Origin of the sequence: Actinomycetospora chlora, assembly GCF_039542135.1 — a bacterium.
In the GTDB taxonomy this organism is placed as follows: Bacteria; Actinomycetota; Actinomycetes; order Mycobacteriales; family Pseudonocardiaceae; genus Actinomycetospora; species Actinomycetospora chlora.
This window is the reverse complement of record NZ_BAABHO010000031.1, coordinates 13959-39065: the sequence shown is the minus strand read 5'-3', so window position 1 is coordinate 39065 and position 25107 is coordinate 13959. Positions and strand designations below refer to the sequence as shown.

At 76.1% G+C, this 25107-nt stretch carries 23 protein-coding genes; 8 read left to right on the top strand and 15 right to left on the bottom strand.

Annotated features, from left to right (window positions below; genetic code table 11):
• Nucleotides 1-10 precede the first annotated feature (10 nt).
• The 3 genes from ABD994_RS18950 to ABD994_RS18940 are packed head-to-tail and all read right to left on the bottom strand — an operon-like array spanning nt 11 to nt 2711.
• Nucleotides 11-1120, bottom strand: coding sequence for a CaiB/BaiF CoA transferase family protein (locus tag ABD994_RS18950; RefSeq protein ID WP_345418425.1), 1110 nt, complete (start codon nt 1118-1120; stop codon nt 11-13).
• A complete protein-coding gene (locus tag ABD994_RS18945; RefSeq protein WP_345418423.1) occupies nt 1117-1902 on the bottom strand; it encodes an SDR family NAD(P)-dependent oxidoreductase in 786 nt (261 codons plus the stop codon). Before ABD994_RS18945 ends, ABD994_RS18950 begins: the two co-directional genes overlap by 4 nt.
• A 2-nt stretch (nt 1903-1904) precedes the next feature.
• The gene (locus ABD994_RS18940) at nt 1905-2711 is read right to left on the bottom strand and encodes an enoyl-CoA hydratase/isomerase family protein (protein ID WP_345418420.1); all 807 of its coding nucleotides are present in this window, start codon (nt 2709-2711) and stop codon (nt 1905-1907) included.
• Between the two features lie 78 nt (nt 2712-2789).
• Between ABD994_RS18940 and ABD994_RS18935 the strand changes: the two genes are divergently transcribed.
• Together ABD994_RS18935 and ABD994_RS18930 are read left to right on the top strand one after the other, a co-directional pair.
• Complete coding sequence (locus ABD994_RS18935) at nt 2790-4376, top strand: AMP-binding protein (protein ID WP_345418417.1); 1587 nt, start codon at nt 2790-2792, stop codon at nt 4374-4376.
• Nucleotides 4376-5524: an acyl-CoA dehydrogenase family protein gene (locus ABD994_RS18930; RefSeq protein WP_345418414.1), complete on the top strand. Its 1149-nt coding sequence runs from the start codon at nt 4376-4378 to the stop codon at nt 5522-5524. Before ABD994_RS18935 ends, ABD994_RS18930 begins: the two co-directional genes overlap by 1 nt.
• 6 nt (nt 5525-5530) lie before the next feature.
• On the opposite strand, the gene ABD994_RS18925 is transcribed toward ABD994_RS18930, so the two are convergent.
• Nucleotides 5531-6151: a uracil-DNA glycosylase family protein gene (locus ABD994_RS18925; RefSeq protein ID WP_345418411.1), complete on the bottom strand. Its 621-nt coding sequence runs from the start codon at nt 6149-6151 to the stop codon at nt 5531-5533.
• 68 nt (nt 6152-6219) lie between these two features.
• Complete coding sequence (locus tag ABD994_RS18920) at nt 6220-7092, bottom strand: DUF2188 domain-containing protein (protein ID WP_345418408.1); 873 nt, start codon at nt 7090-7092, stop codon at nt 6220-6222.
• 374 nt (nt 7093-7466) lie between these two features.
• On the opposite strand from ABD994_RS18920, the gene ABD994_RS18915 reads away from it, so the two are divergent.
• Complete coding sequence (locus ABD994_RS18915; protein ID WP_345418405.1) at nt 7467-8954, top strand: RNA polymerase sigma factor; 1488 nt, start codon at nt 7467-7469, stop codon at nt 8952-8954.
• Between the two features lie 103 nt (nt 8955-9057).
• On the opposite strand, the gene ABD994_RS18910 is transcribed toward ABD994_RS18915, so the two are convergent.
• The 4 genes from ABD994_RS18910 to ABD994_RS18895 all read right to left on the bottom strand — a co-directional run bounded on the left by ABD994_RS18910 (nt 9058) and on the right by ABD994_RS18895 (nt 12076).
• Nucleotides 9058-9369: a hypothetical protein gene (locus ABD994_RS18910; RefSeq protein ID WP_345418402.1), complete on the bottom strand. Its 312-nt coding sequence runs from the start codon at nt 9367-9369 to the stop codon at nt 9058-9060.
• 111 nt (nt 9370-9480) lie between these two features.
• On the bottom strand, nt 9481-10287 hold the full coding sequence (locus tag ABD994_RS18905) for a GNAT family N-acetyltransferase (RefSeq protein ID WP_345418399.1): 807 nt from the start codon (nt 10285-10287) through the stop codon (nt 9481-9483).
• On the bottom strand, nt 10284-11006 hold the full coding sequence (locus ABD994_RS18900) for a hypothetical protein (protein ID WP_345418396.1): 723 nt from the start codon (nt 11004-11006) through the stop codon (nt 10284-10286). The genes ABD994_RS18905 and ABD994_RS18900 overlap by 4 nt, the downstream gene beginning before the upstream one ends.
• An 86-nt stretch (nt 11007-11092) precedes the next feature.
• A complete protein-coding gene (locus ABD994_RS18895; protein WP_345418393.1) occupies nt 11093-12076 on the bottom strand; it encodes a hypothetical protein in 984 nt (327 codons plus the stop codon).
• A 1183-nt stretch (nt 12077-13259) separates the two neighbouring features.
• On the opposite strand from ABD994_RS18895, the gene ABD994_RS18890 reads away from it, so the two are divergent.
• From ABD994_RS18890 to ABD994_RS18880, 3 genes are all read left to right on the top strand, one after another.
• Complete coding sequence (locus ABD994_RS18890; protein ID WP_345418391.1) at nt 13260-15245, top strand: hypothetical protein; 1986 nt, start codon at nt 13260-13262, stop codon at nt 15243-15245.
• 85 nt (nt 15246-15330) lie between these two features.
• Nucleotides 15331-16032: a thermonuclease family protein gene (locus tag ABD994_RS18885; protein WP_345418388.1), complete on the top strand. Its 702-nt coding sequence runs from the start codon at nt 15331-15333 to the stop codon at nt 16030-16032.
• 1 nt (nt 16033) lies between these two features.
• Entirely contained in the window at nt 16034-16402 is a 369-nt protein-coding gene (locus tag ABD994_RS18880; RefSeq protein WP_345418385.1) for a hypothetical protein, read from the top strand.
• Here the strand turns inward: ABD994_RS18880 and ABD994_RS18875 are convergent.
• The 3 genes from ABD994_RS18875 to ABD994_RS18865 all read right to left on the bottom strand — a co-directional run bounded on the left by ABD994_RS18875 (nt 16390) and on the right by ABD994_RS18865 (nt 20069).
• On the bottom strand, nt 16390-17796 hold the full coding sequence (locus tag ABD994_RS18875) for a dihydrolipoyl dehydrogenase family protein (protein WP_345418382.1): 1407 nt from the start codon (nt 17794-17796) through the stop codon (nt 16390-16392). The genes ABD994_RS18880 and ABD994_RS18875 overlap by 13 nt on opposite strands.
• A 63-nt stretch (nt 17797-17859) precedes the next feature.
• Nucleotides 17860-18225 (bottom strand): STAS domain-containing protein, encoded by a 366-nt coding sequence (locus ABD994_RS18870; RefSeq protein ID WP_345418379.1) that lies wholly within the window; start codon nt 18223-18225, stop codon nt 17860-17862.
• On the bottom strand, nt 18222-20069 hold the full coding sequence (locus tag ABD994_RS18865; protein WP_345418376.1) for a GAF domain-containing SpoIIE family protein phosphatase: 1848 nt from the start codon (nt 20067-20069) through the stop codon (nt 18222-18224). The genes ABD994_RS18870 and ABD994_RS18865 overlap by 4 nt, the downstream gene beginning before the upstream one ends.
• Nucleotides 20070-20244: 175 nt before the next feature.
• Here ABD994_RS18865 and ABD994_RS18860 point away from each other — a divergent pair, with 175 nt between their 5' ends.
• Nucleotides 20245-20664 carry a YciI family protein gene (locus tag ABD994_RS18860; protein ID WP_345418373.1) on the top strand — a complete coding sequence of 140 codons (420 nt, stop codon included), beginning with the start codon at nt 20245-20247 and terminating at the stop codon, nt 20662-20664.
• Nucleotides 20637-21941, top strand: coding sequence for an RNA polymerase sigma factor (locus ABD994_RS18855; RefSeq protein WP_425550080.1), 1305 nt, complete (start codon nt 20637-20639; stop codon nt 21939-21941). Before ABD994_RS18860 ends, ABD994_RS18855 begins: the two co-directional genes overlap by 28 nt.
• Before the next feature lie 3 nt (nt 21942-21944).
• Here ABD994_RS18855 and ABD994_RS18850 read toward each other — a convergent pair whose 3' ends face one another.
• The 3 genes from ABD994_RS18850 to ABD994_RS18840 form a co-directional block, all read right to left on the bottom strand.
• The gene (locus ABD994_RS18850) at nt 21945-22985 is read right to left on the bottom strand and encodes an oxygenase MpaB family protein (RefSeq protein WP_345418370.1); all 1041 of its coding nucleotides are present in this window, start codon (nt 22983-22985) and stop codon (nt 21945-21947) included.
• 114 nt (nt 22986-23099) lie between these two features.
• Entirely contained in the window at nt 23100-23426 is a 327-nt protein-coding gene (locus ABD994_RS18845; protein ID WP_345418367.1) for a hypothetical protein, read from the bottom strand.
• Nucleotides 23427-23488: 62 nt separating this feature from the next.
• Nucleotides 23489-25036 carry an acyl-CoA synthetase gene (locus tag ABD994_RS18840; protein ID WP_345418363.1) on the bottom strand — a complete coding sequence of 516 codons (1548 nt, stop codon included), beginning with the start codon at nt 25034-25036 and terminating at the stop codon, nt 23489-23491.
• Nucleotides 25037-25107: the final 71 nt, after the last annotated feature.

The window sequence follows — 25107 nt, the reverse complement described above, 5'->3', positions numbered from 1 at the left end:
TACTGCCTGGTCAGTCAGACGCGGGCAGCGACGCCAGCACCGCCGCGAGCGTGTCCCCGCCGACACCGGCCTCGCGGAGCACCTCCTCGGTGTGCTCGCCCAGCCCCGGCACGCCCCGCGCCGGTCCCGGGCCGTGCCCGTCGACGACCAGCGGCTGGCGCAGGAACGCCGTGCCGTCGACGCGGGGCAGCAGGCCGCGGGCCGCGATCTGCGGGTCGTCGAGCACCTCGCCGGGCCCGCGGACCGGCGCGACCGGCACCCCGGCGAGCACGTCCTCCCAGTGCGCGAGGTCGTGCGCGGCGATCCGCTCGGCGACCCGGCCGCGGAGCTCGACCTGGCGGGCGACGCGCTCGGCCCCCGGCACGCCGGCGAGGTCGGGCAGGTCGAGCGCCGCGCACAGCGCGCGCCAGAAGCGGTCCTCGAAGGCGATCGACAGCGCCAGCCACCGCCCGTCGGCGGTCGCGTAGACGCCGTAGCCCGGGTCCTCGCCGAGGCTGTCGGACGGCAGGCCGTTGGCGGCGGGGACGAGCCGGGTGGCCGCGAACGCCAGCAGCGCGTCGAGCATGGCGACGTCGTGGTGGCCGCCCCGCCCGTACGCCGCGCGGCCGGCCAGTCCCGCCAGGGCCGCGACGGTGGCGAACAGCCCGGCCGCGACGTCGGCCTGGGCCAGGCTCGGGACGGCGGGTGCCGCGGGGTCGAGCAGCCCGGCGAGGGCCTGGAAGGACAGGTCGTGGGCCGGACGGTCGCGGTGCGGCCCGTCCTGCCCGAAGCCCGAGATCGACACGACGACCAGGTCCGGGCGTGCGGCCGTGAGCGCGACCGGGTCGAGCCCGAGGCGGGCGAGCACGCCGGGCCGGAAGCCCTCGAGCAGCACGTCGGCGCGGTCGACCAGCGCCCGGCAGGCGGCGCGTCCCGCGTCGGTCTTGAGGTCGAGCGCGACCGAGCGCCGGCCCCGGCCGAGCGCGGCGAAGTGCCCCGGGAACGCCCGCGCCGGGTCGCCGCCCGCAGGGCGCTCGACGGCCACGACGTCGGCGCCGAGGTCGCCGAGCACCATCGCCGCGAACGGCCCCGGGTACTGCTCGGCGAGGCTGACGACCCGGTACCCCTCGAGCGGCCTCACGGGGTGATCGCGTAGCCGCCGTTGACCGGGTAGGTCTGCCCGGTGACCCAGGACGCCGCGTCCGAGGCGAGGAAGAGCACCGCGTTCGCGGCGTCCGACGGCTGGCCGAGCCGGCGTACGACGTAGCTGCGCAGCATCTTCTTCGCGACCTCGGGGTCGGCGATCGCGGGCGCGATCCCGGGCGTCTCCACCGTCGAGAGCGCCACGCAGTTGACCGTGACGCCGTGGCGCCCGACCGCCTTGGCCAGGCCGCGCGAGAACCCGGCCGCGCCCGCCTTGGCGCCCCCGTAGACCGCGAGGTTCGGCTCGCCGGTGCGCCCGGCGTCGGAGATGACGGTGACGATGCGCCCGTAGCCCCGCTCGACCATGCCGGGCAGCACCGCGCGCGAGGCGTTGAGCACGCCGTAGAAGTTGGTGGCGATCCAGGGCTCCCAGTCCTTCGGGCCGGTCTCCCAGAACGGCGGCGTGTGCGCCAGCGGGTCCTCGGCCGGGCCCGCGTTGCCGGCGTTGTTGACCAGCACGTCGACCGGGCCCACGGCGCGCGCGGCCTCGTCGAGCATCGCGGTGACGGCGTCGAGGTCGGTGACGTCGCAGCGCAGCCCGACGGCCGTCCCGCCGCCCCCGGTGATCTCGGCGGCGACGGCCTCGGCGCGGTCGGCGTGGAAGTCGTTGACCACCACCGCGGCGCCGTACGCGGCGCAGTGCAGCGCCACCTGGCGCCCGACGCCCTGCCCGGCGCCCGTGACGAGCACCGTGCGGCCGGTCATGTCGAGGATGTCCATGGTCACCTTCCGGGGAAGTCGGGCGTGCGCTTCTCGGCGAACGCGGTGATGCCCTCGCGCCAGTCGGCGCTGCGCTCGTGCTGGGCCGAGAGCTCCAGCTCGCGGGTCAGCGCCACGGGCTGCGGGGTGTCGTGCGCGGCGTTGGCCAGCCGCTTCATCGCGGCGAGTCCGACGGGGCTGCGGGCGGAGATGACGGCGGCCAGCTCGTCGACCGCGGCGGTGAGCGCGTCGTCGTCGACCACGTCGACGAGCAGGTCGGTGCCGGCGAACCGCTCGGCGGGGAACAGCGCGCCGGTGAACATGAGGTGCTTGGCGGTGGCCGCGCCGAGCCGGCGCACCAGCCGCACCGAGGCTCCGCCGCCGGGCACCTGCCCGTAGACGGCGTGCCCGTCGCCCAGGCGGGCCGACCGGGCGGCGATCGCCAGGTCGCACACCAGCACCAGCTCGAGTCCGCCGCCCACCGCGAGCCCGTTGACCGCGGCGATCACCGGTGTGCGGAACCCCTCGAGCCGGTCCAGCACGGCCCGCACGCGGTGCAGGAAGGCGTTGGTCGCGGTCGCCGCGCCGGCGGGCGGCGCGGCGTCGGCCAGGGAGCGGGCGTAGGCGAGGTCGGCGCCGGCGCAGAACGCCCGCCCGGCCGCGGCGACGACGACGGCGCGGACGTCCGGGTCCGCCTCGGCCGCGTCGAGGCCCGCCGTCAGGCCGTCGAGGACGTCCTGGTCCAGCCCGTTGAGGACGTCGGGGCGGTTCAGCGTGAGCCAGAGCGCGGTGCCACGGCGTTCCCGCAGCACCGCTTCGGTCGTGGGCATGGCGGAGAGGCTTGCAGAATACTAACCAAGCAGTCAACATTGCCGCCGACACCGGAACCGCACCGAGGGGAGAGCGCCGTGGCTCCCACCGTCACGCCGACACCGCCCTGGGCCGTCGGCCCGTCCTACGGCGACGTCGTCGTCGAGGCCCTCAGCCGCTACCCGCACCGCGACGCGTTCGTCCTCGGCGACCGCCGCGCGAGCTACGCGGAGATCGCCGACCTCGTCGGCCGCACGCAGACCGTCCTCGACGAGCTCGGCGTCCGGGTCGGCAGCGCGGTCGGGGTGCTGAGCCCGAACGCGCCCGAGGTCTTCGTCGTGCAGACCGCGACGGTGCTCAGCGGGGCCCGGTACACCGGGCTGCACCCGCTGAGCTCCCTGGAGGACCACGTCCTCCTCTGCGACGACGCGGAGATCGAGGTGCTCGTCGCGCACCCCGCCTACGCGGAGCGCGCGGCCGCCGTCGCGGAGCGGGCGGCGACCGTGCGCCACGTGCTCTCGCTCGGCCCCTCCGAGGCCGGGCCCGACCTGCTGGCGCGGTGCGCCACCACCGCGCCGCGGGCGCTGCGTCGGCCCGACCTCGACGAGGAGACCACCGCCTGGCTCCAGTACACCGGCGGCACCACCGGCACGCCGAAGGGCGCGATGATCCCGCACCGCGGGCTGGTGCAGCTCGCGCTGTCGGTGACCACGTCGTGGGGGCTGCCCGAGAGCCCGGTCTACCTGGCGGCCTCGCCGATCACGCACGCCGCGGTGCTGCCGGTGACGGCGACGCTGGCGCGCGGCGGCACCGTGGTGCTCCAGCAGGGCTTCGAGCCCGACGCGTGGCTCACCGCCGTGGAGACCGAGCGCGTCAACTTCGCCTTCGTCGTGCCGACGATGATCTACGCGATGCTCGAGAAGGCCGACCCGGCCACGCGGGACCTCTCCTCGATCGAGACGCTCTGCTACGGGGCGGCCCCGATGACGCCCCAGCGCCTGGTCGAGGCGCAGGAGGCGTTCGGCCCGGTGATGCTGCAGGGCTACGGGCAGAGCGAGTCGATCGGCATGGCCACCGCTCTGCGCAAGGACGAGCACGACCCGGTCGGGCGGCCGGACCTGCTGACCTCGTGCGGGCGCCCGGTGCTCGGGGTGCGGCTCGAGCTGCAGGCCGACGACGGCACCCCGGTGCCCGACGGTGAGGTCGGCGAGGTCTGCCTGCGCTCGCGGGCGGTGATGAACGGCTACTGGAAGCGCGAGCAGGAGTCGGCCGAGGCGCTGCGGGGCGGCTGGCTGCGCACCACCGATCTCGCGGTGCGCGACGCCGAGGGCTTCGTGCACCTCGTCGACCGCAAGAAGGACATGATCATCACCGGCGGGTTCAACGTGTACCCCCGCGAGATCGAGGACGTCCTCACCGGCCACGCCTCGGTGTCCCAGGCGGCGGTCGTCGGGGTGCCCGACGAGCGCTGGGGCGAGGCGGTCGCCGCCTTCGTCGTGGCGAAGGCGGGCGCCGACGTCGACGTTGCCGCCCTGACCGCGCTGGTCCGCGAGTGGAAGGGTCCGCACCAGGCCCCCAAGCGCGTCGAGGTCGTGCCCGAGCTGCCCACGACCGGCGTCGGCAAGATCGACAAGAAGGTGCTGCGGGCCGCCTACTGGGCCGGCGAGACGCGGAACGTGCACTGATGACGGCCCCGTTCGTCCTCGGCGAGGACCACCGCGCGTTCCGGCGCTCGGTGCGCGACCTCGCCCGTACCGAGTTCCTGCCCGGCTACCGCGAGCGCGCCGCGTGCGAGGAGTTCCCGCACGCGCAGGTGGCCCGCCTCGCCGCGGCCGGCCTGCTCGACCTCACGCTGGCCGAGGAGCACGGCGGCCAGGGCGGCGACCTCATCGCCCTGGGCCTCGCGTGCGAGGAGGTCGGCTACGCCGACCCGAACCTCGGCTACGTCCTGTTCGCCACCAACCTCACCGTGACGCTGCTCGCCGAGCACCCGGAGCCGGAGGTCCGCGGGTGGGCGGCCCGCATCGCCGCCGGCGAGGCGCTCGGCTGCTTCGCCGTCACCGAGCCCGGCGGCGGCTCGGACGCCGCGGCGGGGCGCACCCGCGCGGAGCGGGTCGACGGCGGCTGGCGCCTGACCGGCGAGAAGACGTCGGTGACGCAGGCCCCGCACGCCGACGTCGCGATCGTGCTCGCCCAGACCGAGCCCGGCAGCCGGGCCCGCGGCCTGGGCTGCTTCCTCGTCGAGACCGCCGACCCCACCGTCGGCTCGCAGCGCTTCGCCGACCCCGGCTTCCGGCCGCTCGGCCGCGGCTCGATCGCGATGGACGGCACGTTCGTGCCCGACGAGCGCGTGCTCGCCGAGCCGGGGCGCGGGCTGCAGCGCATCCTCGCCGAGTTCGACCTCTCCCGGACGCTCATCGCGCTGACCTGCGTCGGCGCCGCGCAGCGGGCGCTCGACCTGGCGGCGGTGCACGTCCGCGAGCGGGAGGCGTTCGGCCGCCCGCTCGCCGCGAACCAGGGCGTGTCGTTCCCGATCGCGGAACACATGACGTACCTGGAGGCCGTGCGCGCGCTGACCTGGACCACGCTCGGGCGGCGCATGGCCGGAGAGCCGCACACGACGCAGGCCGCGATGCTCAAGTGGTGGGCGCCGCGGGTCGCGTTCGCCGCGATCCAGGAGGCCGTCGTGCTCCACGGGCACCTCGGCTGGTCCGAGGAGATGCCGCTGCAGGCGCTGCTGCGCGACGTCTCGGGCTACCAGATCGGCGACGGCACCCCGCAGATCCAGAAGATCGTCATCGCGCGCGACGTCCTCGGGCGGGCGGTGTCCTGACCGGCGCTACGGGGCCAGCGCTCGGCCGACCTCGAGCCACGCGTCCCGGCGGTGCGCCACCCGCGCGGCGCGGATGTCCGGGTCCGGGGTGTGCAGCGCTCCCCGGCTGGGGTGGAAGGTGCGCACGACGAGCTGCGGGCGCCGGGCGACGTCGGGGTGACGCTTCGTCAGCCGGTCCCAGCTGCTGTGCGCCTCGTTGCCCTGCAGCAGCACCGCCACCAGCCGGGGCAGGAGCAGCAGGAGCCGCCGCAGCGGCTCGACCCCGGCCTCGAGCTGGGCGGCCCGCGGCGCGGCGTTGATGTACCAGGGGTAGGCGTTCCACGGCGTGACGTCGCCCGCGGCGACGCCGGCCTCGGCCATGAGCTCCATCTGGGTCTGGGCGGTCGGGTCGTCGTTCTCCACGCACAGGAACCCGCTGCCCACCCCGACCTGCGTCTTCGGGCCAGGGTCGCGCAGGACGGTCAGCACCCGCGCCTTGACGCCGCCGTGGACGGGCGCCACGTGCGGCATCCACGCGTCCCCGGAGCGGCACAGCTCGTCGACGAGCTCGTTGACCGGTCGTACGTGGGGGGCGTACCGACCCTGTTCCTGCTCGAGCCGGAACGAGGCCTCGGCCATGCGTCGCACCGGAGCATGATGTCGGATTCGTCCGGTCGGACGGCGCCCCGGGGGCGGACCACCGGGACGCCGAGGGTCTAGCGTGCGGCGACGCGGCGGGCGCCCTGCTGGGCGGCGGCGGTGCCGCTCCGGGCGCCGACCCCGAACAGGTGCAGCCCGCCGGCGACGACCACGCCGACGACGCGGCCCGTGACCCGCACCGGGTTGAGCGTCCGCGCGAGCTGGTCCAGCGGCGCGGCGAGGGCCTCGGTATAGGCGTGGATCTGCCGCCCGACGCTGTCCGAGGCGTCCTCGGCCTCCCGACCGACCCGGGCACCGAGGGTCGCGGTGCGGTCCGCGCCCGCGACGGCGTCCTCGGCGGCCCGGCGGGCGCCCTCGTCGACCCGCTCCGCGGCGCGCGGCCCGGCGGCCCGCGCCTCGGCGGCCACCTCGCGGGCGGTGCCCTCGGCGCGCTCGGCGATCTGCTCGCCGGTGGTCTGCGCGATGCTCGCCGCGTCCTGCGCGGCCGAGGACACGTCCTTGTCGCCCTCGCCCACGGCCCGGACCTGGTCGGCGATCCCTGACCCGGCGGCCGCGGCGGTCGCGCCGGCCTTCCGCGCCCCGGTCCGGGTGTGCCCGGCGGCCTTCTTCGCGGTGGTCGACGCGTCCCGGGCCACGTCCTCCGCGGTCTCCGCGGCGTCCTCGCCGACCGCCTCGACGGCGGCGCCGGCCTCCCGCGCGGCGGCGCGGGTGCTCGGCGCGAGGCCGTCGCCGGCGTCGACGTGGCGCCGGTCGACGACCTCGCCGTCCTCACCGTGCACCACGACCTCCCCGCCGCCGTGGTCGGAGACGATGGTGACGGCTCGCTCCACGGCCTCGACCTCGGTGGCGGTCCGTGCGGTCACCTGCTCGTCGCCGGGGACGGTGACGGTCCACTCGCCGTCGGACGGCTGCACGTGGCGGTCGGGCATGACCTGCTCCCTCGCTCGTCGGTACCCCAGGGGCTGCCCACCCTTGGGCCCGCGACCCACGCCCCCACGTCGGTCGTGACGTGACCTCGCCCTCGCCCCGGGCGATCGCCGCACCCGCCGTCGTCCGTCCGGGTGCACGACGGCGCGCACGGGCTCCCGTGCACTGCGCGCGGCCACCGTCCGCGGGACGCATCCGCGCTCACCGGCGGGCCCCCGGCACGGGCCGCTGGGCGCACGCCGTCGATCACACGTCGGTGATCGGAAACACCCGTCGTGCCCTTCCCGATGGCCGATCGACCCCCGGTCGGGGGCGAGCGAGGGGGGTGCGCGATGGCGCGACGACGGGGCCACGACGAGGTCGGTCCGGTGGTCGGGTGACGGTCGAGGAGACCCGGCCGCACCGACGGCACCGCCCCGCTCCGGACACCCGGACCGGCCCGATCGCGACCGACGGCGCCGCCGTCACCACCGGGCCCCGGCTGGTGCCCACCGAGGTGGCCCGCCTGCCGCGACCGCGACACGGCGGCCCCGGCGTCGCGACCGGGCCCCTGCGCGTCAGCGACGCCTCGCTCGCCGCCGCGGCGCCGACCAGCCCGACGGCGTTCGCGGCGATCTACCGGCGCTACGGCGACGCCCTCCACGACTTCTGCCTGGGCATGCTGCGCGACCGGGACGCGGCCGCGGACTGCGTCCAGGACGTCTTCTGCGTGGCGGCCACCCGGCTCGACCAGCTGCGCGAGCACGACAAGCTGCGGCCCTGGCTCTACGCCATCGCGCGCCACGAGGCCCTCGCCCGCCTGCGCCGCCGTCGCCGGGAGCAGCCCACCGACGCGATGCCCGACGGGCCGAGCGCCGGCGACGGCCCGGACGCGCTGGCCGCGCGCACCGAGCTCGCGGAGCTTGTGGCCGCGGCGGCGGGCGGCCTCGCCGACCGCGACCGCACGGTGCTCGAGCTGCACTACCGCCACGGCCTCGACGGCCCCGAGCTCGCCGACGCCCTCGGCGTCAGCGCGACCCACGCCAACACCCTCGTCGGACGGCTGCGCACGACCGTCGAGCGCTGCCTCGGAGCGCTGCTCGTCGCCCGCCACCGGCGGGCGGAGTGCGCCGAGCTCGACGCGCTCCTCGGCGGGTGGGACGGCGGCATGACCGTGCTGCTGCGCAAGCGCCTGAACCGCCACATCGAGGGCTGCGCGGGGTGCCGCGACGCCCGGGGGCGCCTCGTCTCCCCGACGGCCCTGCTGGCGTCCGCACCCGTGGCGGTGCCGGCGCCGGGCTGGCTGGGCGACAGCATCGCCCGGCACGCGACACCGATGCTCCAGCCCGGCGGCGGCAGCGCCGGCACGTCGGTGTCGTGGTGGCCCGCGGGCCTGGGCGGTGGCACCCACGCCTCCGCGGCGGTGCTCGCCCCGATCGTCGCGGCGGTCGTCGTCGCGCCGGTGCTCACCGTCGCCGTGCTCACGGCGGGCAGCACGGCGCCGGACGTGATCGCCGGCCCGGGCGCTCCGGCGCCCGCCCCGAGCGCGGTGTCCCCGACGGGGGCCGCGCCGACCGGCTCGTCGTCCCCGCCGTCCGGACGGTCGACCGGCCCGACGGCCTCGGTGCGACCCCAGCCGGGGGCACCGGGGACCCGGCCGGGCGTCCGGCCGGGGCAGCCCGCCGTGCCGCTGCCGAGGGCGCCGCTCGGGCCGTTCAGCCGCCCCCCGGCGCTGCCCGAGGCGCCGCCGGTCGTCCCGGAACCGCCCGACCCGCGGGACGACGAGCTGCCCTCCGGGCCCTGCGAGGCCTGCACCCGGGCGCCGACCCCGGGCCCCACCGGCTTCGCCGGTGGCGAGGGGGCGCCCGCTGGATCGTCGACCTGACCGGCACCGACGACCATGCCCGGGGAGACGCCCCCCGGGTCTCCCCGGGCACGGCCACGCGCCCGGGCCCGGCTCCTGCGGCAGGAGCCGGGCCCGGGTCGTCTCAGGACCGGATGAAGCGACCGCACGCGCTCAGCACCCGGGGCACGTACCAGCCGACCCCGGGGATCGACCGGAGGCGGTTGACCGAGGACCAGGTCTGCGGGGTGCGCGCGATGATGATGGCGACGCCCGCGGGGACGCCGATGCCCCAGATGCAGGCGTTCCAGTCGCGGAACCACCCCTGGTGGACGCCGGCTGCGGGAGCGACCTGCACGACGGCGGGGGCCGCCTGCGCCTCCCCGGCCACGGCCGTTGTGGCGGCGATGACGGCACAGGCGGCCAGGGTGGCGATCAGGATCGACAGACGTCGCATGGGAGCTCCTCGTGGGCCCGGCCCGCCGCCCGGTCGGGCCGCGGTGCACGGGTAGGAGCGGTGGCCCCTCCGCGGTCGCACACTTTTCCGCGGACTTTCTCTGGCTCTTCCTCAGTGCGGCGGCTGCTCCCACATCGTCGTGCGGAAGAGGTCGAGGAAGCCCAGGTCCCGGTACACGCCGTGCCCGTGGTCGCTGGCGATGAGCAGGGACGGGAGCTCGGGGGCGACGGCGACGGACGCCGCGGTGAGCGCGGCGCCGTAGCCGCGGCGGCGGGCGCTCGGGAGTGTCGCCACCCAGTCCACCTCGACGATGCCGTGGTGCACCGCGCAGCCGGCAGTGGCGACCGGCTCGCCGTCGGCGTGGCCGACGAGCAGGTGCAGCAGGTCGCGGGTGAGGGCGAGGTCGGCGATGGCGGGCGTGCCGACCGACTCGATCTCGAAGCCGCTGACGAGGACGTGCTCGAAGGCGGCCAGGTCGGCCTCGGTGCGGACCTCGCGGATCTCCAGGTCGGACGGCGCCGGCGGGGCGGGGGCGGGGGCGGGGGGACGCAGCATCAGCGGCGGGTGGCCGACGCGGACGAGACCGAGCTCGGTGAGGTCCGGGGTCGGCCAGAGCGAGAGGACGATCCACCACCGGTCGGGCGGGAAGAACTCCCGCGCGGCGGCGAGCAGCTCGGGCCAGCGCGCCGGCTCGGGCGGGCGGGTCAGCACCAGGGCGTTGTCGTAACCGAAGGGCGAGCCGAGGTCGACGAGCCGGGCGCCCTCGACGTCGCGCACCCGCCCGTCGATGCGGGCGGCCATCGCGGCGAGCCGGTCGGCGTAGGCGAAGACGAAGCGGCGGGCGAGGGTGTCGTCCACCGGGACGTCGGGCTCCCAGCCGGTACTCAGCGTCGCGTGGGTCGCGCCGTCGTCGGTCATCCGCTGATGGTGGGGCCCTCGGGCGAGGCGGTCCAGACCGTGAATTCGTAGTCCGCGTACCGCTCCCGGGAGGCGCCGGCGTCCTCCCAGGAGTAGCGGTACGAGCCGACGTGGCCGAGCTTGATCCGCGTGTCGGCGAGGATCGTGAAGCCGCTGCGGCGTGCCCGCTCGCAGAACGCGAAGTCCTCGCCGAGGTACCAGGTGCCGTCGCCGTCGGGGATGAGCAGCGGCAGGAAGTACGGGACGACGGGCGTCGAGAAGCGCTGGTTGCAGACGGGCAGCTGCTCGTGGCGGGCGATGCCGTCGTAGACCTCGCGGCGCGTCAGCAGGAAGCCCGTCGCCGCGTAGCGGATCTCGAGCAGCCCGCCGTGGGTGCCGAAGCGCACCGTTCGCGTGTCGGGGAGCAGGTGGCAGGACAGGGCCCGGGAGTTCTTCTTCGGGTAGATGCCGCAGACGATCGGGACGTCGTGCTCCCGCAGGCGGCGCACGTCGTCGACGTCGAAGACGACGTCGGAGTCGATCCACAGCAGCTCGTCGAAGCCGTCGGCCAGCGCGTCCGAGGCGATCTGGCTGCGGGCCTGGTCGATCGCGGCGTAGCCCTGGACGCGGCGCACCGGGTAGCCCGCCGCCTCGAGCCGCCGGAGCCCGGCCTCGCACTCGGGCTCGACGTGACCCCCGACCGGCACGAGCACCACGCAACGAGCAGGGTCCGCGCTCACGGGCGCCTCCTGGGGGAACGCCGACGGGCGACGGGGCGGGAGGCGCCACCGTAGCGGGCGCCTCGAGGAGGTCCGTCCGGCGTCGATCACCCTCCGTACCGCCGTCCGGACTCAGCGCTGTGCAGTAGCCGGTTACTGCTGACGGACCTCCGCTGAGCCCCCGATGATCGCGCCGTTGATGGCGCCGCCGTGGGGGGACGTATCCCGATGACCGAGTCGCAGCTGCAGGCGCTCATCGCGAGGATGGCGACGGACTCCGCCTTCGCCGGGGCCGTTCGCGAGCGTCCCGACGACGTGGCGGCCCAGTACGGCATCAGTGCGGCCGACCTGTCGGTGCTGACGGCGCTGAAGGTCGACACCGGCGTGCGGCCGCCGGCCTTGCTCGAGGAGCGGCTCTCGCGCTCGAGCCTGCTGTTCGGGGGCGAGTTCCACGCGGCGGGTGGTGACTCGGGCGGCGACTCGGGTGGGGACTCGGGTGGCGACTCGGGCGGCGACTCCGGTGGCGACTCTGGTGGTGGGCACAGCGACTCCGGCGACGCGCACAGCTCCTCCGACGACTCGTCCGACTCCGACTCCGACTCCGACTCCGACTCCGGCTCCGACTCCGGCTCCGACTCCGGCTCCGGCTCCGGCGACGAGCACGACTCCTCCGACACGGACGCCTCGACCGGCTCCGACTCCGGCTCCGGCTCCGGCGGCGAGGACGGCGACACCGGCGCGGCGTCCGACGCGGGGAGCTCGGGGGAGCACGCCTCGGAGTCGTCGGACGCGTCGAGCGACAGTGGCTCGCCGTCGGCGGAGCCGCACGCGGACGCCTCGCCCGACCAGCCGATGGCGACGACCGGGACCACCGCCGACGCCGGGTCGGGGGAACCGCACGCGGCCGCCGACACCACCCCGCCCGCCGGCAGCGCGCCCGTGGAGTCGACGGAGTCGGCCGAGGACGTCCAGCCCGTCGCCGCGGACGACGGGCCGCACACCGAGTCGCCCACCGAGCCGACGACCGACCCGGCGCCGGCCTGGCAGGGCCCGGTGTCGAGCGCGTCGTTCCAGCCCTCGACCCCGACCATGACGATGTCGTCCGCTGTCTCCGCTGGACAACCGGTCGCCGGCGACGGGGCCGGTGCGGACGCGGTGTCGGGCTCCGGTGCGGGCTCGGGTGCGGGGTCGGGTTCGGATGCGGGGTGGGGGACCGGGGGGTGGAACGGTTCGCGGCCGATCGGGGACTACGGGTCGAGCTCCGACGCCGGTTCGGGTTCCGACTCCGGGTCCGGTGGCGGCTCTGACGCTGCCTCGGGCTCGGGCTCGGCGAGCGATGCCGCCTCGGGCTCGGGCTCGGCGAGCGATGCCGGGTCGGGTTCGGGCTCGGCGAGCGATGCCGGGTCGGGTTCGTGTGCTGATGCCGGGTCGGGCTCGGGCGCCGGCTCGGGCGCGGGTGCGGGGTCGGGCTCGGATGCCGGGTGGGGGACCGGGGGGTGGAACGGTTCGCGGCCGATCGGGGACTACGGGTCGAGCTCCGACGCCGGTTCGGGTTCCGACTCCGGGTCCGGCGGCGGCTCTGACGCCGCCTCGGGCTCGGGCTCGGCGAGCGATGCCGGGTCGGGTTCGGGTTCCGCGGCGGACTCTGGTTCGGGTTCCGCGGCGGACGCGGGCTCGGGGTCCGGTGCCGATGCTGGGTCGGGCGTCGGAGCCGGCTCGGGTGCGGGCTCGGGATCGGATGCGGGGTGGGGGACTGGGGGGTGGAACGGTTCGCGGCCGATCGGGGACTACGGGTCGGGTCCCGAGGCCGGGTCGGGTTCGGGTTCTGACTCCGGGTCCGGTGGCGGCTCTGACGCCGGTTCGGGCTCGGGTGATGGCGTTGGCGCCGGGTCGGGTTCGGGTGATGGCGTTGGCGCCGGGTCGGGTTCGGGCACGGCGACCGAGGCCGGGTCCGGGTCGGGTGGCGGTTCGGACGCTGCTTCGGGGTCGGGTGGTGCGGCTGGTGCGGGTTCGGGGTCGGGCGCCGACCCCGGGTCCGGGTCCGGCGCCGTCCCCGAGGCCGCGTCCGGGGCCGGCGGGGGTGTCGACGCGGGGTCCGGCTCCGGTAGCGGAGGCGGCACGGGGAGCGGGGCGACCACGGGCGGTGGCCCGGCCGCTCCGGCCGCGCCCGACGGCGCCGCCGGTCCGGTCCTGGCGCCTCGGCCGGTCGGGCCCGCGGGAGTCGGACCGCTGGCCCAGCCGCTGCTCCCCCCGCGGGTGCTGACCGGCGCCGGGGTGCCGGCCGACACGGCAGCACTCGGACAGGGTCAGGTCCGCCGGATCACCGACGCCGGCTTCCGCATCCCCGGGCTGGATGCGGGGACCGGGCCGCGCCTGTCGGCGATCGGGGCCGCGTTGCACGTCGCGCAGCCCAGCCAGACGACCCACCACGCAGCCACCCCGAGCCCGGTCACCGGGCCAGGACGGACCGACCACGATGCGCCGCGGTACGCCGCCGACACCCGGGGCGCCGGCTCGGTGCGCGGCTCCGAGTTCCGGGACGCTGCCCTGCGCACCGGTCTGGCGTGGGCGAGCGTCGCCGGGGTTGCGGGCGCCCCCGGCAGCGTCATCCGTGACCCCGATGCCGTGCGCCGCGCTGCCGGGGACCTGTGGGGCCGGACCGCGACGCAGGCGGCGGCCGAGCGGGACCGCGCCGTCGGCCGTGTGAGCGCCCTGATCCCGTCGTGGCGCTACTCCGGCGGGGCCGCCGAGCACGGGGCCTGGTCGGCCAGGACCGAGGGCAGCTTCCGGATCGGTCCGTTCACCGGCACGACGGGCGCATCGTCGTGGGCGGGCTACCAGGTCGGAGCCCACGTCGGCGCCGAGGTCGGCAAGGGCGGCCTCAGGGCATCGGTCGGGGGCCAGGCGATCGGCGGCGCGGGAGCCGAGGCGCACGGCGAGGCGACCGCGGGGCCCGTCCACCTCGGCGGGCGGGTGCTCGTCGTGGTCGGCGCCGGGGCGGAGGGTCACGCCTCGGTCGAGATCGGCGGTCACGGCGGCGAGTTCTCCGTGGGGGGCCGCGCCGGGGCGATGATCGGGGTGGAGGCGGACGGCAGCATCTCCGCGGGCGACTTCGGCGAGGCACACGTCGGCGTCGCCGCCCTGGCGGGCTTCGCCGTCGTGTTCAACGTCGACATCGTCATCACGGGCAACAAGGTCGGCTTCAGCGTCACCGCGGGCGGCAGCGTGGTCGTCGGGGGCACCGTGACGGTTGGTGCCTCGTTCAACCCCTCGGCCGTCGGCAACGCCATCCTGACCAAGGTGACCGACGTGCTCGGCGGGGCACTCGCGAAGGTCGGCGGCTTCCTGGGCGACGCGTACAACAAGGTCGCCGACGCGGCCGGCGCCGTCCGCGACACCGTCGGCCACGCGGTCGACACCGTGCGCGACGCCATCGGCGGCGCGGTCGACGCGATCGGCGGCTTCGTCAAGGGCCTGGGCGGGGCCATCAGTTCGGCGGCCGAGAGCACGGGCGCCGCCATCGCCGACATCGCCGGCAAGGCCGGCGAGGCCGTCGGCTGGCTGTGGGACAAGATCTTCGGTTCGGAGAAGCCCGCCGAGGGCGGCGGCCAGCAGGGGCCGGGTGGCGGAACCGCCGGCGACGGCGGGCAGGGGCAGGGCAGCGGCTCCGGTGGCGACGCCGGCAGCGGGAGCGGCTCCGGGAGCGACGACTCCGACGACGACTCCGACGGCTCCGACGACGGTGGGGGCGGCGACGACGACCCCGAGAAGGACGGTTCCGGCGGCGAGGAGGCCAGCGAGTCCGGGGACGACGGCGGCGACGGCGACGGGAGCGGCGGACCGGGCGGGCCGATCATCGAGCTCGCCGGCGGCGACGCCTTCGACCGCGCGCTGCGCATCCTGCTGACCGCCGAGAACACCCCGGGCAGCCACGGGCCGGGCGGCGAGCAGGGGGACGGCGACGGCACCGGCGCGAGCGGCGACCGGCTGTCCGGCGTCCGGTGGGACCCGAGCCGCGGTGGGTCCGGCGGAGGCGACCAGGGCGACGGGGACGGCACCGGCCGCGCGCCGATCGACATCCTCGTCCGGCCGGGGGGCAACGGCTCCAACAACGAGGACCTCGGCGACGGCGTGGGCAACGGCAAGCAGCCGATGCCCGGGTTCCAGCAGGGGTGGCGTGACACCGCCCGCCTCGGGGCCGACCTCCGGCTCGACCTCTCCACCGCCGCGCTGCACCGGGAGATCCCCGAACTGAGGTGAACGCCGGGGTACCTCGGTAACAGACCGCGCGGTCCGGACGAATCCGCCACCACAGGATCGGTGTGGATCTCGTCGGGAGGGCTCGGTGCGCACGGCGTACAAGGTGTGGCTGGGGATCGCGGCGGTGGTGTTCCTGCTCGTCGCGGCCCGGGACCTCGGATCCGGTGCCCGGCCCGCGTCGTCGTCCACGCCGATCGCGAGCCCGGCCACCACGTCGACGACCACGTCCTCGACGAGCCGCGCCCCGGTCTCGAGTGCGGCGCCCACGACCTCGAGCGCGTCGGCCGAGGAGGGCGAACCGGCCACCGTCACCGACGTCGTCGACGGCGACACCCTGGAGATCGAGGGCGGCCGGCGGGTCCGGCTGCTCGGCATCGACGCGTGCGAGATGGGCACCCGCGGCGGTCGCGAGGCCAAGGACCTGCTCGAGACGTACGTCAGCAGCAGCCGGGTGCGGCTGATCGCCGACGGCCCGCGCGACACCGACCGCTACGGCCGCCTCCTGCGCCGCGTCGAGACGACCGGGTCGACGGACGTCGGTGCGCTCCTCGTGTCGTCGCCGAGCGTCGGGATCTACGAGGGGGGTCGGAACGACGCGAGCCCGGCCTACCTCGCCGAGCTCCGTGCCGCCGACCACGGCGATCGCGACTGCGCCGGGACGCCCGACACCGCGCCCACCGGCAGCGGGGGCGACGTCGACGTGGACGTGCACGTCGGGGACGGCGACAGCGGCCTGCCCGACGGCGCCCTCACCGGCGGCTACTGCGCGCGCAAGTGGTGGTGCTGACGTGGCGCGACGGTCCCAGGGGAGCCCGGCGGCCGCGGTCGTGGGCCTGCTGCTCGTGATCGGGCTCGTGCTCGTCGTCGTCAAGTGGCTGCTGATCACGGCGGCGATCCTCGCGGTGCCGTTCGGGCTGTGGTGGGTCTGGGACCGGACGCGGCAGCAGCGCGACCGGCGTGAGCGCGACGCAGTCGCCGCCCGGCGGCGGGACGTCGAGTCGCGGGCCGTGCTCGACGCCGCCGGCGGGTGCGGGTGGTGCGGCATGGCGACGGGGCACCGGGACCACCGCACCGGCGCCCGCGTCACCCCGCGCGCGTACCACCACCACGAGATCGAGCAGGCCCTCGCGGCACTGCCGGCGGGCTACAGCCCGTAGGCCTCCAGCAGCCGCAGCCAGACCTCGCTCATCGTCGGGAACGACGGGACGGCGTGCCAGAGACGCTCGAGCGGCACCTCGCCGACCACGGCGATGGTGGCCGCGTGGACCATGTCCGCCACGTCCTGCCCGACGAACGTCGCGCCGACGATCACGCCGCGGTCGGTGTCGACCACGATCGTCGCGAAGCCGTCGTACCCGTCGGCCTGCAGTGACCCGCCGGCGACGCTGCCGATCTCGTAGCTCACCGCCCGCACCGGCAGGCCCGCGTCGCGGGCGCCGGCCTCGGTGTAGCCGACGGCCGCGACCTGCGGGTCGGTGAAGATCACCTGCGGGACGGCGGTGTGCTCGGCCGTGGTGGCGTGGTGCGAGTACCGGCCGCCGAGCTCCTCGCCCCGCGACCGCGCCACGACCACGTCGCCGCAGATCCGCGCCTGGTACTTGCCCATGTGCGTCAGCTTCGCCCCGGTGCTGGCGTCGCCGACGGCGTAGAGCCAGTCGCCGAGCACCGTGGTCGTGTCGTCGGCCGGGAGCGGCTTGCCCGGCTCGAGCCCGACGGTGTCGACGCCGATGTCGGTGGTGGCGGGCTTGCGTCCGGCGGCCACGAGCAGCTCGGCCCCGCGCACCTCGGACCCGTCGTCCAGCGTGGCCACCACGTCGGGCCCGTCGCGCCGCACCGCCGTCATCGACGTCGAGAGCCGCACGTCGACGCCGTCGGCCTCGAGCGCGGCCTGCACCCGCCGGCCCGCCTCGGGCTCGGTCGTCGGCAGGATCCGGTCGCCGTGCTGGACCAGCGTCACCCGGGCGCCGAGACGCTGGAACGCGGTGGCCATCTCGGCGCCGACGACCCCGCCGCCGAGGATCAGCAGCGACGCCGGGATCTCCTTGACCTGCGTGGCCTCCTGGTTGGTCCAGGCGTTCACCTGGTCCAGGCCGTCGATCGGCGGCAGCGCGGGCGTCGAGCCGGTGGCGACGACGACGTACCGGGCCGCGACGGAGGTGGTCGTCCCGTCGTGGTGGGTGACCTCGGCCGCCCGCTCGCCGGTGAGGCGCCCGTGGCCGCGCAGCAGCGTGATGCCGGCGCCGGAGAGCCAGTCGGCCTGGGACGAGTCGTCCTCGCCGGCGAACTGGTCGCGCCGCGCGAGCACCGCGTCGACGTCGACGCCGCCGGTGATCGCCTCGGCCACCCCGGGCATGCGCTGCGTCGCGGCATAGAGGTCCACGGGCCGCAGCAGCGCCTTCGAGGGGATGCACGCGTAGTAGGAGCACTCGCCCCCGACCAGGCGCGACTCGACGATCGCCGCCGAGAGTCCCTGCTGGTGGGCGCGGTCCGCGACGTTCTCGCCGACCGGCCCGGCGCCGATCACCAGGACGTCGACGTCGAGGTCGCTCATCGGTCCTCCTACCTTCGTGTCCGTGACCGTGGTGATCGTCCCCCACCACCGGCCGGACCGGCATCAGGGAGACCCGGCCGGGTCCCCGCTCTCCCGATCGATGACGTCGAGCCGCGCGGTGAGGCCCAGCACGTCGAACACCCGGCGGGTGTGCCCGTGCCCGAGCCGCACCGCGAGGCGACGGCCCTGCTCGGTCGCGACGTGCTGGGCGAGCAGCACCAGCCGCACGCCGGAGCTGTCGACGTAGTCCAGCGGCGCGAGGTCGAGCACCAGCACGGGCGGGGCGTCCGCCTCGGCCGCCGCCACCTCGTCCCGCGCGGTCGGCAGGGTGTCGGTGGCGAGCTCGCCGTGCAGGACGAGCTCGGTCCGGTCGGGGTGGGTCGTGCGATCGACGCGCAGGACGCCGGTGGGGTCGCTGGACGCGCTCACGGGCCGGCCCGCACCACGAGGAGCGCGACGTCGTCCCGGAGCCGCCCGCGCTGGAAGTCGGTCACCGCCGCCAGGACGCCGTCCGCGACCTCCTCCGCCGAGGCGCCCGCGAGCGTCGCCACGAGCGCCGCGAGCCGGTCCGCACCGAACCAGCCCTCGGGGCCCCGGGCCTCGGTGACGCCGTCGGTGTAGAGCAGCAGGACGTCGCCGGGGCCGAGCCGGACCTCGACCTCGGCGAGGTCGAGGTCGGGGTAGACGCCGACGAGCGTGCCGGGGGCCTCGACCCACTCGGTGCGGCCGCCGCGCAGCACGAGGGGCGGGGGATGGCCGCCGTTGACCAGGGTGACGGTGGCGCCCGCCGGGTCGACGGTGAGGACGCCGTGGGCCAGCGTGGCGAAGCGGGCGCGCGCCGGCCCGTGGTGGCGCAGCACCGCCGCGTTGACCCGCCGCACGACCTCCGCGGGCGCGAGGCCGTGGCGCACCTCGGCGTGCACGGTGTGCCGGATCAGGGAGGTCATCGCCGCCGCTTCGGGGCCCTTGCCGCACACGTCGGCGACGGTGAGGCCCCACCGGTGACGGTCCTCGTCCTCGTGGACGTCGTAGAGGTCGCCGCCGACGTACACGTCGGTGAGGTCGGGGCTCGGCGGCCGGTAGCGGCCCGCGAGGGACAGGCCCGGGACCGTGGGCAGCTCGGCGGGCAGCAGCGCGGTCTGCAGGGTCCGCGCGACCAGGCGCTGCTGCTCGTAGAGGGCGGCGTTGTCGAGCGCCAGCGCGGCGAGGGCCGCGAGCCGGCCCACGAACACCAGGTCCTCCTCGCCGAAGCGCTCGCCGGACTCGGCGTGCACCAGCGTCAGCGCGCCGAGGGTCCGTCCGCGGACCTGCAGCGGGACGACGATCGCCGACCGCATCCCGAGGGCACGGATCAGCTCGAGGTGGGTCTCGTCGACCGCCGACGCCACGAGCATCTCGTCGGGGATGTCCGGCAGCACCACGGGTACGCCGGTCCGGGCGACCTCGACGGGCCCGCCGCGGGCGTCCGGGTCCGGCGGGTAGCGCCGCTCGAGACGGTCGACGAACGCGATCTTCGCCGGATCCAGGTGGGCCGTGGCGACCTTCTCGACGCGCGACCCGCGCAACAGGTGCACCGCCGACCAGTCGGCGATGCCCGTCACGCAGAGGTCGGCCAGCCCGCGGAGCCGCTCCTCCACCGACAGCGGCCCCTCCAGGAGCCGGCCCGCCCGGGCCAGGAACGCCATGCGGTCGCGCTCGCGCTCGGCGGCGGCGCGCGCGGCCTGCTCGGCGGCGAAGAGCCGGGCGCGGTCGAGCGCCTGGGCGCACAGCGCGGCGACGGCGAGGAGGAACTCCCGCTCGTCGTGGTCGAACGCGCGGGGCCGGTAGAAGCTGAAGATCACCGCGCCGAGGTCGCGGTCCTCGACGCGCAGCGGCAGGCACGCGCACGCCTGGTGGCCCTCGGACACGCCGAGCGGGGCCATCTCGGGGTAGCGGGCCCGCCACTGCTCGGCGTCCTCGAGCCAGACCGGACGCCCGCTCAGCACCGCGTCCGACATCGGGCGCCCGGCGTGCAGCGGGACCCGCAGGTAGCGCTCGGGCGCCGACCCGGCCCAGCCGTTGTGGTGCAGCGCCACGAGCTCGTCGGCGCCCTCCCCGCGGGCGTAGGCGGCGCAGGCGTCGGCGCCGATGAGCGTCGCGGCCGTGGTCGCGGTGAGCCGGCCGATGTCGCGGGGAGTGAGACCTCGTGAGAGCTGCTCGGTCAGCTGCTGGAAGCGCGCGGCTCGCGGCGCACCGGGGACTACTCCCGGTAGCTCTCGAGCCTCCGCAATCACCCGTAGGACACTATCGGTCGCCTTGCGCGCAGCGCACGGGTCCGAACGATGACGACGCGTGATCGGAACGGAGCACCCGGAATTCGTGGTCGGCGGCTGTCGATCGGCGTCCGCGCTGTTCGACCCGGGGGTGGAAAGGGTCCGGTGGCGGGCCCGGCGACCAGGGGAGAGACCGATGAAGTACATGCTGATCATGCGGGCGACCGACGAGGGCTGGGCGGCGGTCGCGGACGTCGACATGGACGAGATGCTCGAGGCGATGGGCCGCTTCCACGAGGAGATGATCCGGGCGGGCGTGCTGCTGGCCGCGGAGGGCCTGGACGACCCGGCCGACACCGTCGTGGTGGACCACTCGAGCGAGCCGCCCGTGGTCACCGACGGCCCCTACGGAGAGACCCACGAGCTCTTCGGCGGCTTCTACCTGCTCAACGTCGCGTCGAAGGAGGAGGCCGTCGAGTGGGCCAAGCGGGCGCCGGGCGTCCACGCCGGCTTCAAGACCGAGATCCGGCGGGTGGTCTCGATCGACGAGTTCCCGCAGGACAACGAGTGGATCCGGAAGGAGCGGGCGTGGCGCGAGGCGACGGGCCAGCTCTGAGCCACGACGCCGGACGGGAGGCCGTCGCCGCCGTGTGGCGGATCGACGCGCCACGGATCGTCGGCGCCCTCGCGCGCTACACCGGCGACTTCGCGCTCGCCGAGGACCTCGCGCAGGAGGCCCTCGCCGAGGCGCTGGTCGGCTGGCCGCGCGACGGCGTCCCGCAGAACCCGGCGGGCTGGCTGCTGACCACGGGCCGGCGGCGGGCGATCGACGCCTTCCGCCGGCGCGCGGCCCGCGACGAGCGCTACGCCGCCCTCGCCCGCGACCTGGGCGAGGGCGGCGCGGCCGCCGGGGCGGCACCCGACGGGGAGGGCGGTGACGACGTGCTGTGGGACCCGGACCGCATCGACGACGACGTCCTCGCGCTCGTCTTCGTCTCCTGCCACCCGGTGCTCGCGCGGGAGGCCCGCGTCGCGCTGACCCTGCGGGTGGTCGGCGGCCTGACCAGCGACGAGATCGCCCGCGCGTTCCTCGTCCCGACCGCGACGGTGCAGGCACGGATCACGCGGGCCAAGAAGGCGCTGGCGGCGGCCGGGGTGCCGTTCGCGGTGCCGCCGGCCGCCGAGCGCGCCGAGCGTCTCGGCACCGTCCTCAGCGTCGTCTACGTGATCTTCACCGAGGGGTCGTCGGCGACGTCGGGCGACCGGCTCGTGCGGCTCGACCTCGCCGCGGAGGCGCAGCGCCTGGCCCGCGTGCTCGCGCGTCTCGTGCCCGACGAGCCGGAGGTGCACGCGCTCGACGCGCTCCTCGAGCTGACCGCGGCGCGCTTCCCGGCGCGCACCGGGGCGGACGGGGAACCGGTGCTGCTCGAGGACCAGGACCGCCGGCGGTGGGACCGGGCGGCGATCACGCGGGGCCGCGCCGCCCTGGCCCGGGCGCACGCGGCCGGGCGGGGCCTCGGCGCCTACGGGCTGCAGGCCGCGATCGCCGAGTGCCACGCGGTCGCGCCCTCGGTCGCCGAGACCGACTGGCCACGGATCGTCGCGCTCTACACCGCTCTCGGCCGTCTCGGCCCGTCGGCCGTGGTCGACCTCAACCGCGCCGTGGCGGTGTCGATGGCCGAGGGCCCGGCCGCGGCGCTCCCGATCGTCGACGGGCTCGCCGCGGCGGACGCGCTGGCCGGGTCGCACCTGCTGCCGACCGTGCGCGGCGAGCTGCTCGCCCGCCTCGGGCGCCCCGACGAGGCCCGCCGGGAGCTCACGGTCGCGGCCGCGCGCTGCGGCAACGAGCGCGAGCGCGCGGTGCTGCAGCGCAAGATCGCCGACCTGCGCTGACCGTCAGGCGAAGTCGAGCAGCGGCTCGCGGTGTGCGGGCGGGTAGGGCGCCGGGCCCTGCCGGCGCGCCCGGGCCTCGAGCAGCGCCGTGTACTGCTCGCGCGGCGTCGGCCCGTGGACGGCGTACGCCTCGGCGGGGCGCGTCACGCCGGGGCGGCGCGACGGGGTGCGTCGCAGGACCGGCTCGAGCACCGGCACCGTGCGCGGCGAGGCCGCGCGCAGCACGGCGAGCTGCAGCGTCGTCGAGGCCGCGACCAGCCGGATCACCGGACGGGTGAGCGCGACGGCGAGGGCGTCCACGACGCCGGGCTGGGGCGTGCCGCCGAGGCGGCGCATCCAGCGGGGCAGCGTCGCGATCACCGCGCGCCGCGTGACGGCCGTGAACAGCCGCCGCAGCGGCGCCGGCAGCTCGGGCGGGAGCACGATCGCGTCGGCGTCGAGCAGGAAGTCCATCATGCTCTGCGCGGACTCCGAGGCGATGAGCCGCGGGCGGTAGGACGCGAAGTAGGCCCGGACGTCCGCGCGGGTGCGGGGGACGTCGGCGGGGTCGATCGTCTGGAACTCCGCGGCGCGGGCGCACTCCAGCCAGTACTGCTCCTCCTCGGCGGGCGTGAGCTTGCCCGGCCCGAACACCTCGTAGGTGTAGAGGATCGAGTGCCACGCCGTGAGGTGGATCCACAGCTGCGAGGCGGGGTCGTTGGCGTCGTACTCGCGGCCGGTGACCGGGTCGGTGCCGACGGCCCGTGCGTGGATCTTCATCAGGGTGTCGGCCGCGGCCAGGACCGACGCGGTGTCTCCGAACTTGATCGTCGCGAAGTACTGCATCGTGCGGTCGTAGCGCAGCCGCGGGCGGGCCTTGACCTGCCCGGACTGCTCGACCGAGGCCAGCAGGAACGGGTCGAGCTCCTCGACGACCACCGCGCGCAGGAACCCCAGCGCGGGGGACGTCGGGTACGACCAGACCTTCCACGTCACCGACCCGGGCCCGAAGAACCCGTCGTCGGCGTGCCGCGCTCCGCTGCGCCGCGACCGCACGATGCCCATGCCGGACCCCCTCCGTCGTGTCTGCGACGGAAGGTAACAGTTACCGGAGGTAGGAGATACGCCGTGTTCGGTGAATCTCCCGAGGACCACCGCGTCGGGCGATCCGTGCCCGGATCAGGCGGGGCGGGACGCCCCGGCGTCGCGCTCGCGCACCGCGATGGGCACGCCGGCCAGGTCCTCCTCGTTGCACAGGATCGTCAGGTCGAAGTACGGGGAGTCCTGCGTCTCGTCGTGGTCGAGGTGCACGGCGATGACGTCGGGGGCCTCACCCAGCCACTGCTCGACCTCGCGCAGCCACGTCGCCGCGCGCTCGAGAGCACTGGGCAGGTCGTCGTCGAGGAACTGCACCGGCCGGTAGGGGACGCCGAGGATCTGGTCCTTGCCGCCCGGGCGGGGCAGCGCCGAGGCGACGCCGAGGTCGTCGAGCTCCAGGGGAGTCATGCGCTCACTCACACGACGAAGTTTCCGACCCCGCCTTCCGCGGCCGCAAGCGGGGTGACCCGTCAGGACACCCCGCGGTCGCCGCGCGGCCAGTGCTCCGCGCGGAGCTCGCGCTTGAGGATCTTCCCGGCGCCCGAGACGGGCAGCGCGTCCCGCAGCTCCACGGTGCGCGGCGCCTTGTAGCCCGCGATCAGCCCCTTGACGTGCTCGCGCAGCTCGTCGGCCCCCGGGGCGGCGCCCGGCACCGGCACGACCACGGCGTGCACCCGCTCGCCCCACTCGTCGTCGGGCACGCCGATCACCGCGCAGGTCGCGACGTCCGGGTGCTTGGCCAGGGCGTTCTCGACCTCGACCGAGTACACGTTCTCGCCGCCGGAGACGATCATGTCCTTGATGCGGTCGACGACGTAGACGTAGCCCTCGTCGTCCATGGTCCCGCCGTCGCCGGTGTGCATCCAGCCGCCGCGCAGTGCCGTCGCGGTCTCCTCCGGGCGGTTCCAGTACCCGAGCATCACGTGCGGGCCGCGCGCGACGATCTCGCCGACCGTGCCGCGCGGGACCTCGCGGTCGTCCTCGTCGACGATGCGGACCTCCGAGTGCGGCGCCGCCCGGCCCGCCGAGCGTCGCAGCCGGTCGACGCCGTGGTCGGCCGGCAGCAGCAGCGTGGCGACCGGCGAGAGCTCGGTCATCCCGTACGCCTGGGTGAACTCGGCCGCGGGCAGGCGCTTGGCGGCCCGTTCCAGGACGGCCTCGGAGATCGGCGAGGCGCCGTAGAGCAGGTGACGCAGGCTCGAGAGGTCGGCGTCGGCGGCCTCGGGCGCGTCCACCAGCATCTGCACCATCGTCGGCACGAGCAGGACGTCGGTGACCTCGTGGCGGGCGATCGCCTCGGCCACGCCGGCGGGGGTGAACATCGGGACGATCACGTGCGTGCCGCCCACGACGTTGCGCGCCACCCAGGCCGCGCCGTCGGCGAGGTGGAACATCGGCGCCGCGTGCAGGTAGCGCCCGCCGGGGCTCGTGAAGGCGCCGGAGGCCGTGCTGCCCAGGGCCGACGCGAGCAGGTTGGCGTGCGAGAGGACGACGCCCTTGGGCGTCCCCGTCGTCCCGCCGGTGTAGTAGATGCCGTAGGGCTCGGCCCCGCCGCGGCGCGCGTCGTCGACCGGCTCGTGGCCGGCCACGAGCTCCTCGAACCCCACGGTGCCCTCGGGCGGGGCGCCGTCGCCGCAGTGGACGACCGTGCGGAGCACGGGCGCCGCGGCGCGGATCGCGGGCACGGCCGGCAGGAAGGTGTCGTCGACGAGCAGGACCGTCACGCCCGCGTCCTCGAGCGAGAAGGCGATCTCGGCCGGGCTCCAGCGGATGTTCACCGGCGTGACGACGCCGCCCGCCCACGGCACCGCGAACAGGTACTCGTGGAAGCGGTCGGAGTTCAGCGAGAGCATCGCGACGCGGTCGCCGTCGCCGATGCCCAGCCCCCGCAGCGCCGCGGCAAGGCGTGCGACGCGGTCGCCGCACTCCGCCCACGTGCGCACCCGGTCGCCGAGCACGGTCGCGGGCCGGTCCGGGGTCTGCTGGACGGCGCGGTGCAGCGCCTGGGTGATCTCCACCGATTGCCCCTCGGATGTGAACCGTGATTAGCTGGATCGCCGACAGTGAAGCACGTCATGTGGTCGCTGGG